This window comes from Psychroserpens mesophilus (genome assembly GCF_000826645.1).
Lineage (GTDB): Bacteria > Bacteroidota > Bacteroidia > Flavobacteriales > Flavobacteriaceae > Psychroserpens > Psychroserpens mesophilus.
Window position 1 is genome coordinate 396,650 of the sequence record NZ_JXJP01000003.1, and the last position, 17,655, is coordinate 414,304.

At 33.3% G+C, this 17,655-nt stretch carries 11 protein-coding genes; 8 read left to right on the top strand and 3 right to left on the bottom strand.

All coding sequences use genetic code 11. From position 1 onward, the window contains the following. Positions 1-115 precede the first annotated feature (115 nt). The 7 genes from TD18_RS05595 to TD18_RS05625 all read left to right on the top strand — a co-directional run bounded on the left by TD18_RS05595 (position 116) and on the right by TD18_RS05625 (position 14,204). A complete protein-coding gene (locus tag TD18_RS05595; protein ID WP_084205851.1) occupies positions 116-5,782 on the top strand; it encodes a T9SS type B sorting domain-containing protein in 5,667 nt (1,888 codons plus the stop codon). Between the two features lie 81 nt (positions 5,783-5,863). Beyond that, positions 5,864-8,194 carry a choice-of-anchor L domain-containing protein gene (locus TD18_RS05600; protein WP_040249630.1) on the top strand — a complete coding sequence of 777 codons (2,331 nt, stop codon included), beginning with the start codon at positions 5,864-5,866 and terminating at the stop codon, positions 8,192-8,194. An 85-nt stretch (positions 8,195-8,279) separates the two neighbouring features. Next, entirely contained in the window at positions 8,280-10,205 is a 1,926-nt protein-coding gene (locus tag TD18_RS05605; RefSeq protein WP_040249633.1) for a BatA domain-containing protein, read from the top strand. Then, entirely contained in the window at positions 10,202-11,458 is a 1,257-nt protein-coding gene (locus TD18_RS05610) for a dihydroorotase (RefSeq protein WP_040249636.1), read from the top strand. The genes TD18_RS05605 and TD18_RS05610 overlap by 4 nt, the downstream gene beginning before the upstream one ends. 12 nt (positions 11,459-11,470) lie before the next feature. Further along, entirely contained in the window at positions 11,471-11,800 is a 330-nt protein-coding gene (locus TD18_RS05615; RefSeq protein ID WP_040249639.1) for a membrane protein, read from the top strand. A gap of 6 nt (positions 11,801-11,806) precedes the next feature. Further along, entirely contained in the window at positions 11,807-12,454 is a 648-nt protein-coding gene (locus tag TD18_RS05620; RefSeq protein WP_040249642.1) for an alpha/beta hydrolase, read from the top strand. 31 nt (positions 12,455-12,485) lie between these two features. Beyond that, positions 12,486-14,204: an FAD/NAD(P)-binding protein gene (locus tag TD18_RS05625; RefSeq protein ID WP_040249645.1), complete on the top strand. Its 1,719-nt coding sequence runs from the start codon at positions 12,486-12,488 to the stop codon at positions 14,202-14,204. Here TD18_RS05625 and TD18_RS05630 read toward each other — a convergent pair. Together TD18_RS05630 and TD18_RS05635 are read right to left on the bottom strand one after the other, a co-directional pair. Further along, positions 14,201-14,716, bottom strand: coding sequence for a hydrolase (locus TD18_RS05630; RefSeq protein ID WP_241480647.1), 516 nt, complete (start codon positions 14,714-14,716; stop codon positions 14,201-14,203). The two genes, TD18_RS05625 and TD18_RS05630, sit on opposite strands and share 4 nt — an antisense overlap. Before the next feature lie 9 nt (positions 14,717-14,725). Next, positions 14,726-15,487, bottom strand: coding sequence for an MBL fold metallo-hydrolase (locus tag TD18_RS05635; protein ID WP_040249650.1), 762 nt, complete (start codon positions 15,485-15,487; stop codon positions 14,726-14,728). A gap of 94 nt (positions 15,488-15,581) precedes the next feature. Here TD18_RS05635 and TD18_RS05640 point away from each other — a divergent pair, with 94 nt between their 5' ends. Further along, on the top strand, positions 15,582-17,033 hold the full coding sequence (locus TD18_RS05640; protein WP_040249653.1) for a hypothetical protein: 1,452 nt from the start codon (positions 15,582-15,584) through the stop codon (positions 17,031-17,033). Positions 17,034-17,175: 142 nt separating this feature from the next. Here the strand turns inward: TD18_RS05640 and bcp are convergent, their stop codons facing one another. Beyond that, on the bottom strand, positions 17,176-17,631 hold the full coding sequence (bcp, locus tag TD18_RS05645) for a thioredoxin-dependent thiol peroxidase (RefSeq protein WP_040249656.1): 456 nt from the start codon (positions 17,629-17,631) through the stop codon (positions 17,176-17,178). Positions 17,632-17,655: the final 24 nt, after the last annotated feature.

The following is a 17,655-nucleotide window of genomic DNA, read 5'->3' on the forward strand; positions in this document are numbered from 1 at the left end:
CTTTAAACACTATAAATTTTAATAAATCTATTTTTTTAGTATTTTCATTAGTTCGAAACTTATCAACCCGATAATTCTATTTAATCTAACTAATTATTATAGCTAACTGTAATAAATGAAAATAATAAAGTGCTTGTGTTTTGGACTTTTTCTTTGTTCAATTTTTACATTATCAGCACAACAGATTACTACTGAAAACTCAGGAACCCTTGAAGCTTTAATTCAAGCTAATTTAGGGCAAGGCTGTGTGGATATATCTAATGTATCCTCTTCAGTTAATGGTCAATTTGACGGACTTGATAGTTATGGTTATTTTGAAAAAGGTGATTCAAATTTTCCTTTTCAAAATGGCGTTGTTTTGTCGACTGGCAGCATCCATTCTGGTGGAAATAATGTAAATACAGCTAATTTAAATGAAGGCTCTACGAACTGGCCTTCAGATTCAGATTTAGAAACAGTTTTAGGGATTTCAGGAACTCTAAATGCGACCTCTATAGAATTTGATTTCCTTTCTACTACAAACTTTATATCCTTTGATTATATATTAGCTTCAGAAGAATATAATACAAATTTTCCATGTCAATATTCTGATGGGTTTGCTTTCCTCATTAAACGTGTTGGTTCAACTGATCCTTTTGTAAATATTGCTCTAATTCCCGGAACTAATATTCCTGTTAATACAAATACCATTCATGATGAAATAGTTGGTTTTTGTCCTGCTGAAAACGAAATTTATTTTGAAGGTTACAATATTGGTGATACAAATTATAACGGAAGAACAACCGTTTTAACTGCCTCTGCAGATATTCTTCCAAATGAACTATATCGCATAAAGCTTATTATAGCCGATCAAACTGATCAAAATTACGACTCTGCCGTGTTTATTCAGAGTACGAGTACACTTTCATCTGTAGATTTAGGTCCAGATATTAATACGTGTTCACAATCTGTAGTACTTAATGGTGATGTTTCTAATAATATTGCATTATATCAATGGTTCAAAGACGGATTGGCGATTCCTGGAGCCACAAGTCCAATATATACTGTTAATGAATCTGGTACTTATAGCCTTTTAGTAGATATTCCTATAAATAATACCTCTTGTATTATTGAAGATGAAATTATCATTAACCTAGGTTCTGAACAAGATGTTGCTCCAATAACTGATTTTGTTGTATGTGATGACGCTTCTAATGATGGCGTCGAGATTTTTGACTTGACAACTAAAGATGATGAAATTTTAGCAGCAATTCCAAGTGGAACTTATGATATCAGTTATCACCTTACCAGTGTTGGAGCTATCAACGATACGTCAACCATTGTTTCATTATGGCCAAATACCTCTAATCCACAGACTATTTATGTTCGAACTGAAGAAACAAATACAGGTTGCTTAGGATTCACAAGTTTTGATTTAATAGTGAATAACTCTCCTGTTTACAATCAGCCTTCAGATTTAAACATTTGTGATGACACTGTTCAAGATGGTATAACTTCAATTGATCTTGAAGCTATGATTACTCAGATAACATCAGATAATCCAAACCTTCTGGTGTCCTATTACACGTCTTTTATTGATGCTGAATTAGGACTTACTCCTATTGAACTTCCTTATGTCAACACCAATCCATCTGAAACATTATTTATTAGAATTGAGGATACGTTTACTGGATGTTATGATATTACTTCATTTGTAATTAATGTTTTAGAAAACCCTGTTATTAATGAAGAAATTCAATGGATTGATGCCTGTGAAAGCGATGATGATGGTTTCGAAATCTTCGATTTAACTTCGGTTGTAGATGACATTCTTCAAGGTCTAGGTGGAGTATCTGTAACATTTTATGAAACTCAAACTGATGCCGAAGAAGACATCAATGAAATTTTAGACCCAACAGCTTATCAAAACACTATTCCTTATTTTCAACTTGTATATATTAAAGTAACCAACGACGCTACAGGTTGCATATCAATTATGCCAATAGAACTGCACACTAACATTGTGGAAACAGGTTTTGATAAGAGCGATTTTGGTGTTTGTGATGATGAGTCAAATGATGGCATAGCTGATTTTGATTTAAATGACGTTGAAACGGCATTAATAAACTATTATTTAGGTTATGATATTTCTTTTTATGAAACTGTAAATGACCAACTCAATAATAATAATGCACTTAATAAAGCCATTCCATTTACGGCCACCTCAATTATAACAACAATTTACATCGCTGTTACATTAGACTCTTGTGTTCAATACACATCAATGGAACTTGTTATACATCCTGCAATTGAGATTCAACCTCTTGCAACTGTAGATTACTGTGACGATGATTTTGATGGGTTCACGCCTATAGTTTTATCAAGTTTTAATAGTTATGTAAGTACAGGAATTGATTCTCCTAATGTAAAATACTATTTAACAGAACAAGATGCTATAGATGATCAAAATGCATTACCTCAAAGTTACACTAATATTGTTAATCCTATAACCGTTTTCATTAGAGTAACGAATACTGAAACAGATTGTTATGACATTTCTCCTTTTGAAATACTGGTTATTGATCCTCCTGTGGTGATGCAACCTGTAGATATTATCATTTGTGATGACGATCAGGATGGATTTTCAATTGTAGATTTAGAGAGTAAGATTTCTGAAATCGTTCCAGACATAACAGATCTCACCATATCATTTCATTTGGACTTTTCTGATGCAGACAATGGGACAAATGCCATCCCAATACCTAATAATTTCAACACACAAACACAAACAATTTACGTGAGAGTAGAAAGTGATATTACGACTTGTCATAGTATTGTTGATTTTGAAACTATAATCAATACGCTTCCTGAGTTCATTCCTATATCCACGTTTGTAGCTTGTGAAGATGATGGTGACGAAATGAGTGATTTTCTTTTCTTTCAAAAAGATGAAGAAATATTAAATGGTCAAACTGGTAAAGAAGTCCTCTACTTCGAAACTGCTCAAGATGCTATGAATAGAACAAACAGTATCGATAAAAATACAGCCTACCAAAACCTTTCTAATCCTCAAACAATATTTACTAGAGTTGAAAATATCACAGATATTAATTGTTTTGGAACGTCATCATTTCAAATAACAGTAACTCAGTTACCAACATTTAATATTCCGACTGAAATTTCAGTTTGTGATGATGTTTCAAATGACGGAATTGTAACGTCTGACTTGAATTTAAAAATACAGGAAATTACTAATGGAATTACAGAAAACCTGGACATAACATTTCATGAAAGTTTCAATGATGCCGATTTAGGTGTGAATGATTTACCGTTAAATTACACCAACACAATAAACCCTCAACACATATTTGTTAGAGTTGATAATGGAACCGTTTGTTATTCTATTACAGATTTTATGATTAATGTTGTTCAGGTTCCTGAAATAAATGACGCTCCAGATGTTATTGTCTGTGATTCTAATTATGACGGCTTAACTCAAATGGACATAACAATTATTGAAACCAGTGTCTTAGATGTTAGAGCAGATGATATTGTTCTTACCTATCATGAAACTATTGATGGTGCAGAGACTAACTCTGAAACTATTTCAGATCCAACAAACTACAGCAATCTAGCTAATCCGCAAATTGTATATTTGAAAGTCAACAACACCATTTCAAATTGCTATAGCTTAGTCCCTGTGAATTTGATTGTCGATTTACCTCCTCCAATTAACGACTTTCAAACCTATGATACTTGTATGAATGCAAGCAACAGCTTTGATTTAAATGAAATTAATGATGTTCTGGTAGATGATGACACAAATGTTCAAATTGATTATTACATTTCATTTTCCGATGCTCAAACTAGTTCAAATACACTAAACACTAATTATACCTACGTTACCTTTAGTGATACTATTTTTGCAAGAATAGAAAATTCTGAAACGGGTTGTTTTTATGTATATCCTTTTCAGCTGATTGTGAATGAGCTACCAGTCGCTAATCAACCTCCTGATTTACAAATTTGTGATGATGAATCGAATGACAATGCAGGAGAATTCAATTTATTCTTAGTCAATAATGCTGTTTTGGGCGCTCAAAGTGCTAATGATTTTACGGTGACCTATTATGGTGTAGAAGCTGAGGCCGATTTAGGAAACAGCCCTCTTCCCTACAACTATTCGGGCCAAGGTGGAGAAACAATTTATGCTCGTATAGAAAACAATTCAACTGGATGCTATAGTGTAACTCAATTCGACTTGATTGTTAACGAATATCCAAATGTACCTTCACTTCTTGTTACTTGTGATACAGATTACGATGCTGTTACATCTTTTGATTTAACACAGGCCGAATCAGAACTTTTCAATACTGTCAACCCAGATCATATAATATCGTATTTTGAATCTCTCGAAGATCTTCAAAATGGTGTAAATGCAATTGCTGACCCAACAAACTATATTAATCTAATAAGTCCACAAACAGTTTACATCAAAGTATTTAATACCGTTGCCAATTGTTACATGTATGTTCCTTTAGAATTAGAAGTGAACTTGCCTCCAGCTATTAATGCTTTAAATTCATTTGAGTTATGTGAAACTGATACAGGAATAGTGACTCTTTCTGATTTAAATTCACCTTTACTCATGCAAACTGCTAATGTTGTCGTAGAATATTATGCTTCGGAAGCTAATGCCTTAAATCAAACCAATCCATTAGACGATAATTACGAGTACCAATCTACAAGTGATGTGATTTTTGCTCGTGTTGAATTTTCAACCACACATTGTTACCACATCCATGCGTTTGATTTAATTATAAATCCGTTACCAATAGCAAATACACCTGATGATCTTACTGCATGTGATGATGACAACGATGGTTTGTTTAGTTTCGAATTGACCTCACAAAATGCTACCATTTTAAACGGACAAAATCCTGATGAATTCACAGTTAGCTATCATAGCGATTTACTTTCTGCTGAAGACAATATTAATGCATTAGACAATTCTTATGTAAGCGCAAATGGTGAAACCATCTATGTTCGCTTAGAAAATAATACGACTGGTTGTTATGACATCACTTCTTTTAACATCATTATTCATCCTAAACCCATAGTTAATATTGATTCACAGGTCATTTGTTTAGATAACTTGCCATTAATCGTAAGTGCAAATACAAATCAAATTGGTGATTCATATGTATGGTCAACAAATGAAACAACTCCAGATATTGAAATTACAGAGGTTGGTACGTATTCTGTAACAGTTACTTCGCCTTCTGGTTGTGAAACCACGGAATTTTTTACGGTTACCGAGTCTCAGGCTGCAACTATGGTCATTACAGAAAGCATCAATTTTTCAGACCCTAACAATATCATCGTTACAGTAAATGGCATTGGTAATTATTTATATCAATTAGATGATAATGATCCTCAAATTTCTAATGTATTTGAAAACGTAAGTTTAGGATATCATACAATAACTGTAGTTGATTTAAATGGCTGTGATACGATAACTAAAAATATTATTGTTGTTGACGTTCCAAAATTCATGACACCTAACGACGATGGTAAATTTGATACCTGGCATATTACAGGTGTAGAAACCTTACCTGGAACTATCATTTATATTTTTGATCGCTACGGAAAACTCCTCAAAACACTGACTTCAAATTCTCCAGGATGGAACGGCTACTATAACGGAAAGCTAATGCCTAATTCTGATTACTGGTTTTTAGCAAAAGTAAAAGACGGCAATAATACGTTTGAAGTAAAAGGTCATTTCGCCTTACGTTATTAAAAATAAAAGAGTTCATATTAACAATATTTTTGGTTATTTAAATTTGGGCTATGCGTATCTTTGCAATCGGAAAAATTGCAAATGAAACGAATACTCTTTCTTACTTGTTTACTGGTAGGTTTGACTCTGTCTGGACAAAATATACAGGTAGACAGTCAGAGCTTTACTGCCCAACAACTTATTGAAGATATTCTAATTGATAGTGATTGTATTGAAAATGTAGTTGTTAACAATGTTGTTGGAGGCGACTTTAATAACCTGGATCAAAGTTATGGCTATTTCGATGCGACAGGAACTACGTTTCCATTTCAAAGTGGAATTGTATTAACTACGGGTCGCTTATCTAACGTGCCTGGACCAAACAACTCCTTGAGTGATGATAATGCCGATGGCTGGACAGGCGATTCCGATTTGGAGTTTGTACTTAATGAAACAAATACCATCAATGCCACTATCATTGAGTTCGATTTTACGTCTATAGCGTCTCAAATTAGTTTCAAATACTTGTTTGCTTCCGAAGAATACCAGGAAGGCAATGCTAATACTTGTCAGTTTTCAGATTTGTTTGGTTTCCTTATTCGACCAATTAATGAACAGCAATATACCAACATTGCCCTAGTGCCAGACACGCAAACTCCTGTTAAAGTTACAACTGTACATGCTGGAATTCCAGGTGGTTGTGAGCCACAAAATGAATTTTATTTTGAAAGCTGGAATGGTAGTAATGTACCTATCAATTTCAACGGTCAAACAAAAGTATTGACAGCTACTGCAGATGTAGTTCCTAATCAAACCTATCATGTCAAACTAGTTATTGCAGATGAACAAAATTTTAGATATGATTCTGCTGTGTTTCTAGAAGCCGGAAGTTTTCAATTATCAACAGATTTAGGTCCGAATCGCTTGGTATCTACTCAAAATAGTTTATGCGAAAACGACACGTTAACTCTCGATGCCTCTCAACTTAATAGCGATAGCTTTAAATGGTTTAAAGATGGTGTTGAGTTAACTACCGAAACTAATGCCACCTATACTGTAACTGAAGCTGGAACTTATAATGTAGAAGTAACACTTGATAATAATTGTATTTCTTATGGTGAAGTGGTTGTAGAATATACCAGCAATCCTATCGTATTTGATACCGTTTTAATCGAATGTGATCAAAACCAAGACGGCTTGACCATGTATAATCTTTTTGATAGTGAAGGCATGGTCACTAATAACGATAGTTCTATTTTTATTGAAGACTTTTACTTAACTGAAATCGATGCACTCCAGAATGCAAATGCAATTGTGAATACGGGTGGTTTTGAAAATACCGTTCCGTTTCAAACGATTTATGCTCGTGTTGAGAATCAGTCAAGATGTTTTGCTATTGCAGAAATTGAACTTCAAATCTCGAATAATGTTTTAAACATTCCAACACTGGAAGCTTGTGATGGTGACCCAGTAGATGGTTTTGCTGAGTTCGATTTAAATCAAATTACCAATTCCATTCAAAATCAAATTCCACCTGGAGCAACCGTGTCGTATTATGAAACTGAAAGTGATGCCTTTGCTGAAATTAACGCCTTAAGTGCAACTTATCAAAATGTAATTCCAGATGGTCAGACGATTTTTATTAAAGTTGAAAATAATAATCAGTGTTACGCTATCGCTTCTGTTCAACTTGAAGTTCTATATACACCTTTGCTTACTGAAGATGACGCAATTATTTACTGTCTAAATTCGTTTCCTGAAACCATCATATTAGTTGGAGGTGTACTTAACGACTCACCAAGTAATTATTATTACGAATGGTTATTAGATGGTGTCTCGACTTCTGTAAACACTTCTTTTAATGAAATTAATCAACCAGGAGTTTACACTGTTATTGTAACCGATCCAAATGGATGTTCTTCCAGCAGAACTATTACTGTTAATCCGTCTAACACTGCCACAATTGAAGATATCATCGTTCAGGAAGGATCTGGTTTTAACACGATTACAGTTATGGTTTCTGGTGAAGGTGTTTATGAATTTGCATTAGATGAATTTGGAGCTGTTTTTCAGGAGAGTAACGTTTTTACAAATGTGACACCAGGATTTCATACGGTGTATGTTAGAGATGTATATGGATGTGGCATAGTTGAACAAGATATTTCAGTTTTAGGGTTTCCAAAATTTTTTACACCAAATGGTGATGACTATCATGATCGCTGGCATGTGTATGGTGTGAATGCCGAGTATAACCAAGGTATTGACGTTAAAATATTTAATCGCTACGGAAAATTAATTACCCAACTCAACCATTTAAGTCCAGGTTGGGACGGAACACTCAACGGCAAACCATTACCTACTTCAGATTATTGGTTTATTGCAACATTAATTGATGGAAGAACCTTTACTGGTCATTTCACTTTAAAACGTTAATTTTCTCAAAAGCAAAAGCTACAAATCCCTTATCATTTTCTATATTTGAGCTTTAACTAATTATTCAAAAAATTACAACCAAGGAATGCAGTTTAAACACCCAGAAATTCTCTACGCTTTACTCCTGCTCATCATTCCTATTATTATTCATTTATTTCAACTTCGCAAGTTTCAAAAAGTTGCTTTTACAAATGTTCAGTTTTTAAAAGAACTCACCATTCAAACGCGTAAAAGTTCTCAATTAAAAAAATGGCTTACTTTATTAACACGAATGTTACTGCTGGCTTGTGTTATTATTGCGTTTGCTCAACCATATATTTCTAATTCTGAAAGTTTTAATACCAAAAGTGAAACAGTTATTTATTTAGACAATTCATTCAGTATGCAAGCGCAAGGAAGTAATGGAACTCTGCTAAATAGCGCCATTCAGGGTGTCATTGAAAATATGGGTGAAAACGAAGCAATCTCTATATTTACAAACGATGCTAGCTTTTACAACACGAGTATTAAAGCCATCAAAAACGATATTATTCAGCTTAAACATTCTCCAGGTCAGCTTGGTTATGATGCAGTGCTTTTGAAAGGAAAGAATGCATTTTCTGAAGATAAAAGCACAATTAAAAACCTAGTATTAATTTCAGATTTTCAACAAAAAGAGGATCGCCTTACTATTCCAGCGGATAGCTCAACCAATGTCAAATTAGTTCAGCTAAAACCAGCAAATGTATCGAACATTACTATTGATAGTCTATACATTTCAAAATCAACTGTTGAAAATTTAGAACTCACTGTCAAACTTAAAAATCAAGGTGAACCAATTGAAACGCTACCTGTATCGTTATTTAATGATGACAAACTAATTGCAAAAAGTGCAGTAACTATTGAAAACGAAACAAGTACGATATTTACAATTCCTGCAAATTCAATATTTAACGGTAAAATTACGATTGAAGACACCAATCTTCAGTATGATAATGAATTATACTTTAACATCGATCAACGTGAACCAATTAAAGTTTTGGCTATCAATGAAGCCGATGATACGTTTTTAAAAAAGATCTATACCAACGATGAGTTTGATTATATGTCGGCTCCTTTCAACGCTTTGAATTACAATAGTCTTGATGATCAAAATCTTATTGTTTTAAATGAATTAAAAGAAATACCATTATCACTAATTACTGCTTTAAAAGCATTCACAGATAATGGCGGAAACTTGTTAATAATCCCTTCAAACAACTCTACTCTAAATACTTATAATCAATTATTTACAAATTACAATTTATCAGGATTTAGTTCTTTAAATCCTAAAGAAAAAAGAGTAACCACAATACATTTTTCTCATCCCGTATTAGCGAATGTATTTGACAAGCAAATCAGAAATTTTCAGTATCCTAAGGTTAATTCTTTGTATAGCAATGCTTCTAGTTCTGGAACTGCAATTTTAAGCTATGAAGATGGATCATCATTTTTATCTCAATCTGAAAATGTGTATCGTTTTTCAGCTGCTTTAAACGCAGATAATTCTAATTTTAAAAACTCACCTTTAATTGTTCCTGTGCTTTATAATATTGGTAAGCAAAGCTTAAAAGTTTCTAAGTTATATTACACTTTAGGAGAAGAAAATAGTATTGATGTTACTACTAAACTTCAGCAAGACGATATATTAACCTTAGTTAATGGTGACAATACTGTTATTCCTCTACAACAGACCTACACCAACAAAGTAGCCCTAAAAACCAGTGATTATCCTAATACGTCAGGAATAATTGCTGTTAAGAATAAGGACACTTTTCTGAAAAATCTAAGTTTTAATTTTAATAGAAATGAAAGCAATCTCTCCTATTTAAATTTAAATGCTGTAGAAAACGCAACAGTGAATGATTCGATTACATCAACCATAAATGATATAAAAAGTGCCACTAATGTTAATGAGCTATGGAAATGGTTTGTTATTTTTGCATTGGCATTTTTAATTATTGAAATGCTCATCTTAAAATTTCTGAAATGAATGCACTTGTAAAATCTGCCACTATAGTTGATCCTAAAAGCGATTTTCACAATAAAACAGTTGACATCTTAATCGAAAAAGGTGTCATTACTAATATTTCCAAACGCATTTCAAATCCGAAAAATTACAAAGAAATTAAACTGGATAATTTACATGTTTCTCAAGGTTGGTTCGACAGTAGCGTAAGTTTTGGTGAGCCTGGTTTTGAAGAACGTGAAACAATTGAGAACGGACTTAAAACAGCTGCATATTCTGGTTTTACCTCTGTTGCTGTGAATTCAAATACAAATCCAGTAATTGATTCTAACGCTGATATTTCATTTTTAAAATCGAAAGCAGAAAAACACGCAACCAGTCTGTATCCAATTGGAGCTTTAACAAGACATGGTCAGGGAAAAGATTTAGCAGAGTTGTTTGACATGAAAAATGCTGGAGCCGTTGCGTTTTACGATTATCAGCATCCCGTTGAAAATCCGAACTTAATGAAACTAGCCCTTCAGTATGCTAGTAATTTTGATGGTTTGGTTTGCTCTTTTCCTCAGGAATCGAGAATTAGCGGATTAGGAGTTATGAATGAAAATGTGACCAGCACGTCTCTCGGATTAAAAGGAAATCCAGCATTAGCAGAAGAATTGCAAGTGGCAAGAGATTTATTTTTATTGGAATATACTGAAGGTAAACTTCATATTCCAACGATATCCACTGCAAAATCAGTTGCATTAATTAAAGCCGCTAAACAGAAAAAGTTAGATGTCACTTGTAGTGTTGCACTTCATAATTTAATCTTTACCGACAAAGAACTCACAACCTTTAACACCAACTTTAAAGTGTTGCCGCCTCTAAGGTCTCAAAGTGATATAGATGCTCTAATTGAAGGTTTAAAAGATGGTACAATTGATATGGTTACGAGCGATCATAATCCTATTGACATTGAAGACAAAAAGATTGAGTTTGATTATGCTAAATACGGAACAATAGGATTAGAAAGTGCTTTTGGAGCCTTGAATTCTGTGTTTACAATAAAAAAAGCTGTTGAGTTGTTAACCAAGGGCAAAGAGCGATTCGGAATTGAGTCTTTTCCTATAGTTGTTGGAAACAAAGCGAATTTGTCATTATTTAATCCTAATGAGAATTATATGTTTTCTAGAGAACACATTCTTTCAAGATCTAAAAATTCAATATTTGACAATAAGGAATTAAAAGGAATGGCTTACGGCATTATTGCAAATAATAAAATAATCCTATCAAAATAACACCATTTCATCATGCAAAATACATCCAATAAAAATAATGATAGCTTAGCAATTGTTGCATACATTACACTCATAGGAACTTTAGTAGCCTTCTACATGAATCGTGAAGAACGCAATCCTTTAGTTTCTTTTCACGTTCGTCAGGCACTTGGCTTATGGCTTTTACAAATGGTTTTAGGATATTTTATCGGAGCATTTGATAGCTGGATGATTTCGATGTCCTTTTGGATTTTCTTTATTGTGTTATTCCTGTATGGCATTTTAGGTGCTGTTGGAAAAAAAATGAATGAAGTACCTGTTTTAGGACCTTTCTTTCAAAAACTATTTGCTACAATCGAATAATAAATTATGAATTTATCATTGCACCACATCACCAGACCGTCTTCTTTAAAAGTAAATGCACCATTATTGATCATGTGCCATGGCTATGGCAGTGATGAAAACGATTTGTTTTCGTTTGCTCAAGAATTACCTGAAGAACTATTTATAATTTCGGTTAGAGCGCCTTATCCTATGCAACCTTATGGAAATGCCTGGTATGCTATTAATTTTGATGCCAATCAAAACAAATGGAATGATGTTGAACAAGCTGTTGGTTCACGTGATACGATTGCAAATTTCATTGATGAAGCCTGTGCTGAATATCCAGTTGACAAGAACAATGTGACTCTTTTAGGATTCAGTCAGGGCACTATTTTAAGTTATGCTGTAGCACTTACCTATCCAGAAAAAGTAAAAAATATCATCGCTTTAAGTGGCTATGTCAGTGAAGACATGATAGCCGATAATTTTGAACACAAGGACGTATCACATTTAGATTTTTATTGCTCTCACGGAAGTGTCGACCAAGTGATCCCTGTGGATTGGGCAAGAAAAGCACCTCAATTCCTGAACAATTTAAACATCAAAAACACCTATTCAGAATTTCCGGTAGGTCATGGTGTGGCTCCTCAAAACTTTTATGAATTTAAAAGCTGGCTTGAAAAACGAATTTAATCTTTATGGGATTCAATCCTATATTTAAACCATGAATACGCTTGCTATTATTGGCCTTGGACCACGTGGCTTATATGCTTTAGAAAAACTTATTCAACAACTTAGTGTTTCTGAAAAGAAATTACATATCATAAGTTTTGAACCTGAAGATGATCCAGGCGCAGGCCAAGTTTGGAGAAAACAACAATCGGAATCTAATTGGGCAAATATCACAGTAAGAGCATTGCAGGATTTTCAAGGGAGACCGGAAATAGCCTTTAAAAATAATCTTATTGAACCATTTCCAGCATTCACAGATTGGATTAATTACAATCAAAATGATTCAGATCCAGATATATATCCTACCAGGTCAAAAATTGGCACCTATTTAAATGAAAGATATAATTCTCTGAAAATTCAAAAGCTGGATGATATTACTTTTAAATTGATTAAAGAAAAAGTCACAAAAGTTACTTATGTTAATACCAAACTACATGTCATCACAGATAATGGAAATTGTAGCGAGGTAGACGACGTTTTAATAACTATAGGACATCAATCTACCAAACTTTCATCGCAACTTAAATCATGGAAACAACATGCGTCTTTTAAGAAAGATTTGCATGCTTTTGAAAATTCGTATCCAATATCACAATTTAATTTTCTAAAGCGAGAAAATGACGTAACAATTGGAATTCGTGGATTCGGGCTTGCAATGGTGGATGTTATGAGAGCATTAGCAACTGAAGTTTTTGGAAAGTTTGAAATAACTAATTCAGACACTCTGAAAACAATATACATTAATAATCCTGACAAAAAAATAACTATAGTTCCATTTTCATTAGACGGAATGCCACTTGCACCAAAGCCGCTTAATAGCGTAATTGATCAATTATTTCAGCCTAGTGACAAAGTCCTTGAGTCTCTTAAAATACAAATTGAAACTGTAGCTAAGATAAATTCAGATGTTTCAGATTTTGGCTTTTTAACAGAACCAATAGCTGAAATTTCGGCTAAAATTTTTACAAATACAAAACTTAAAACTAAATCACACGCTTTAAATAAGGAACAAATAAAAAATCTTGTTATAACCTGGTTTAATAACGAAAACATTGAACATGAACTGATCATCGACAAGAAAAATTCAACTTACAATCTTATCAAAGCTTTTATTGAAATGGCTTCAAATAGATGCGCCATTAGTCTTGATTATTGTATAGGTCAAGTATGGAGACATTGTCAACCCACAATTTATAAGTCTTTATCGCATTCTAAATTAAATAATGATCTTATCAAGAAAATAATCGATCTTGATGATAGAATCAAACGCTATTCTTATGGTCCTCCAATTCAAAGTATGCAGCAAATGCTTGCTCTTGTCGATGCTAAGGTATTGAACTTAGATTTCGTTAAAAATCCCAAAATTGAATTATGTGATGAAGGATGGCAATTAATAAACTCTAAAGATGACTCCATAACAACGAAATCTATGATTAACAGTGTTTTGGATGCTCCAGAATTATTAGAAATAGATACACCCTTAATTAAAAACTTATTGCATGATGATTTAATTCAGCCCATCCATTCAGAGTTAGGTATAGAAACGGACACCTATGGAATTGTTCAAAATTCAAACGAAACACATCCCGTTTCCATTGCATTATTGGGTCGCTTATCTAAAGGAAGCGTTATAGGAGTTGATGCAATTTTAGAATGCTTTGGTAAACGAGTTGAGGACTGGGCAATAAATTACGTGCGGAATCTAAATTAATTAGGTTGATATAAAATAGATTTTATAACTTGAAACTTAAGTTCTTTCTGGTCTTCAACAGTCTCTAGATCATATGACAAAAGCATTTCTCCCCAATATTCGCCATCTGTAAAACTGGCGATAATCCATTTGTGATTTAGCATTCGTATTTGATCAATTAACATTTTTTCTCCTGTCATCGATGCATAGGGAACTAAAGGATGGTCTTCGGTTTCATAAATATTAAGATTCATCAATTCATCTTTTATTAATGGTACAAATTCAGAAATTCGAAACCCTTGATCTTCCCAGTAAATCATAGCATCTTCATTCGTATCAAATCTAAACGTATATAAATCTGACACTCGGTCATCTTGTATAGACTCAATGGAATCTTTGAGCCTCGTATTAGCTTCCATATAATTTGTTAGCTTTTGATCATAACCTTCAATGATATTTTTCGAATTTACAAATTGAAAAATCACCAGTAATAAAGTGAATATGAATAAATACATAAACAGTCGTTGTTTCATAATTATAGTTTAGAGTTCTAATTGTAAGTTATCATATGCCAGAAAAACGTTTTCAGGTAGTTTTTGTTGTACCTCATCGTGAAAACCCAAATAATGACTAATATGTGTTAAATATGCTGTTTCCGGCATTACCTCTTCAATGAAATCAAGAGCTTCAGCGACATTAAAATGCGACAAGTGTTCTTTCTCTCTTAAAGCATTCACAACCAATACTTTTACGCCTATTAATTTTTTGATTTCTTCATCAGCAACCGTCTTCATATCTGTTAAATATGCAAAATCACCAAAACGAAATCCGAATACCTGCAATTTGTGATGATAACCATTAATCGGAATCACTTGCAAGTTACCAAGCATAAAAGGTTCGTTTTTAATCTCGTGTTGAATTACACTTGGAACACCAGGATACTTGTCTTTAGTTGTAAAAATATAGTCGAAACGCTTTCTTAGCTCCCCTAACACACGTTTGTGCGCATAAAATGGAATATCGCCTTGTCGGAAATAAAATGGTCTAATATCATCTAATCCAGCAGTGTGATCAGCATGCTCGTGAGTAAAAACAATCCCGTCAATTTTCTTACAATTTACTCTAAGCATTTGTTGTCTAAAATCTGGACCACAATCAACGACATAAGCAAAATCATCCCATTCTACTAAAACAGAGACTCTCAGGCGTTTATCTTTAGGATTTAAACTCAAACAGACGGGATGATCACTTCCTATAACTGGAATTCCTTGAGAAGTGCCTGTACCTAAAAATGTTATTTTCAATGGTTTTTAATTTAAAACAAAAATAAAACTAATTTTTTTACTTATACCTCCTATTTTAATACCTTTGTAATGTTGACAAAACCCAGACTTAAACATGGAGATAACCTTAAAAGGAGATAGAGAGTTTGATCAGATTCCTTCGTTACGAACGAAATGCCTACGAATTAATCTAAACGAAAACATCTACGGAACATTTGCTGAAATTGGAGCAGGTCAAGAAACTGTTCGTCAGTTCTTTAGAGCTGGTGGTGCTTCTGGAACAATTGCAAAAGCAATGTCTGCTTATGATAAAGCCTTTAGTGATGCAATTTATGGCATCGAAGATGACAAACGTTATGTAACTGAAGCACGTTTACGTAAGATGTTAGATCATGAAATAAACTTGGTTGAAGAGCGTCTTTCAAGAGAAGAACATCCTAATAAAATGTTTTTTACGTATGCAAATACTGTTGCAACTATCGATTTTGCAAAAAAATATAAAGGTCATGGTTGGGTAGGTATCAAATATCAAGTAGATGCCAATCAAGGGTACAACGAAATTGTTTTACACTTACGTTTTAAAGAAACAGATGCCAGACTACAACAAGAAACACTTGGTGTCTTAGGTACTAACCTTATCTATGGCGCCTTTTATAAATATAACGAACCAAAGAAATTACTGCGATATCTGTACGATCATTTGGATAAAGATCAGGTTGAAATTGACACCATAAACTTTGCTGGTCCTGTCTTCGAAGATGTTGATAACCGTTTAATGAGTTTACAACTTGTTAAAAATGGAATGACAGATGCTGTTATGTTTGCTCCAGACGGAAATAACGTCTTGCCCGCTAAAGTATTGTACAAGAAAAACATATTGGCGCTTCGTGGTAGTTTCAGACCAGTAACAAAGGTAAATATGGACATGTACAAGAAGTCTTACGACATGTTCATAAAGGAAAATAAAGTTGATGTTGATAAAACACAAGTTATCTTCGAGATAACTTTATCTAATCTAAGAGCTGAGGGTGAAATTGATGAACAAGACTTTATGGATAGAGCAAAATTGCTTTGTTCTCTTGGTCAAACGGTATTGATTTCTAACTTCCAAGAATATTATAAACTTGTAGAATATTTCTCTCAATATACGAAAGCAAGAATGGGATTAGCTATGGGAGTTAATAATCTTGTAGATATTTTTGATGAGAAGTACTATCGCCATTTAAGTGGTGGTATTTTAGAAGCCTTTGGAAAATTATTCTTCAAAGACTTAAGAGTATATCTGTATCCTATGCAAAATGATGACGATACGATAACTACGAGTGAAAATCTAAAAGTACATCCTAGAATGAAAGAGCTTTACAAGTTCTTTAAATACAATGGAAAAGTAGTTGATATTACAGATTATGACGATTCGATTCTAGCTATTTTCTCAAGAACTGTGCTTAAAATGATTGCCGATGGAAATGATGAATGGGAAAGAATGTTACCTGAAGGCGTTGCCAAATTAATTAAAGAAAAGAGTTTGTTTGGCTGCGAAACGGAACAAGTTCATTTAGGAGATTAACTCATAAGTCCATAAAATTTAAAAAGCCACTTGAATATCATGTGGCTTTTTGTTTAATATATAACATCATTCTAATTATATGTTAAGGTTCACATCTGAGACGAATTAATAAGACACTTCAAAAATTAGCCTAACCAATACCCTAATCTGTCAATATTTGCGCTGTATGATCTTTGGTTTTTACTTTAGTAATGACATTTTCAATGATACCTTTTTCATCAATAATAAATGTTGTGCGATGAATGCCATCATATTCTTTACCCATAAACTTTTTTGGTCCCCAAACTCCAAAAGCCTCAATAACTGCTTTATCTTCATCAGCTAGCAAAGGATATTTAAAACCATATTTATTTTTAAAATTAGATTGTCTTTTTGCACTATCTGCACTTACACCTAAAATTTCATAACCTTGCTTCTGGAATCGCTCAAAATTATCATTTAAATTACATGCTTCCGCTGTACAACCTGGCGTACTGGCTTTAGGATAAAAGAAAATAACTAATTTTTTTCCTTTATAATCACCTAAAGAAATCGTGTTCCCCTGTTCGTCGATTGCTGAAAAATTTGGAGCCTTATCTCCTGCTTTTAATTGTGTCATAATTACTAACTTTGGTTTTTGTAA

Excerpts from the sequence above, each read along its gene's own strand:
- TD18_RS05595 (WP_084205851.1), top strand. The coding sequence starts at position 116 with ATGAAAATAATAAAGTGCTTGTGTTTTGGACTTTTTCTTTGTTCAATT.
- TD18_RS05600 (WP_040249630.1), top strand. The coding sequence starts at position 5,864 with ATGAAACGAATACTCTTTCTTACTTGTTTACTGGTAGGTTTGACTCTG.
- TD18_RS05605 (WP_040249633.1), top strand. The coding sequence starts at position 8,280 with ATGCAGTTTAAACACCCAGAAATTCTCTACGCTTTACTCCTGCTCATC.
- TD18_RS05610 (WP_040249636.1), top strand. The coding sequence starts at position 10,202 with ATGAATGCACTTGTAAAATCTGCCACTATAGTTGATCCTAAAAGCGAT.
- TD18_RS05615 (WP_040249639.1), top strand. The coding sequence starts at position 11,471 with ATGCAAAATACATCCAATAAAAATAATGATAGCTTAGCAATTGTTGCA.
- TD18_RS05620 (WP_040249642.1), top strand. The coding sequence starts at position 11,807 with ATGAATTTATCATTGCACCACATCACCAGACCGTCTTCTTTAAAAGTA.
- TD18_RS05625 (WP_040249645.1), top strand. The coding sequence starts at position 12,486 with ATGAATACGCTTGCTATTATTGGCCTTGGACCACGTGGCTTATATGCT.
- TD18_RS05630 (WP_241480647.1), bottom strand. The coding sequence starts at position 14,716 with ATGAAACAACGACTGTTTATGTATTTATTCATATTCACTTTATTACTG.
- TD18_RS05640 (WP_040249653.1), top strand. The coding sequence starts at position 15,582 with ATGGAGATAACCTTAAAAGGAGATAGAGAGTTTGATCAGATTCCTTCG.
- bcp (WP_040249656.1), bottom strand. The coding sequence starts at position 17,631 with ATGACACAATTAAAAGCAGGAGATAAGGCTCCAAATTTTTCAGCAATC.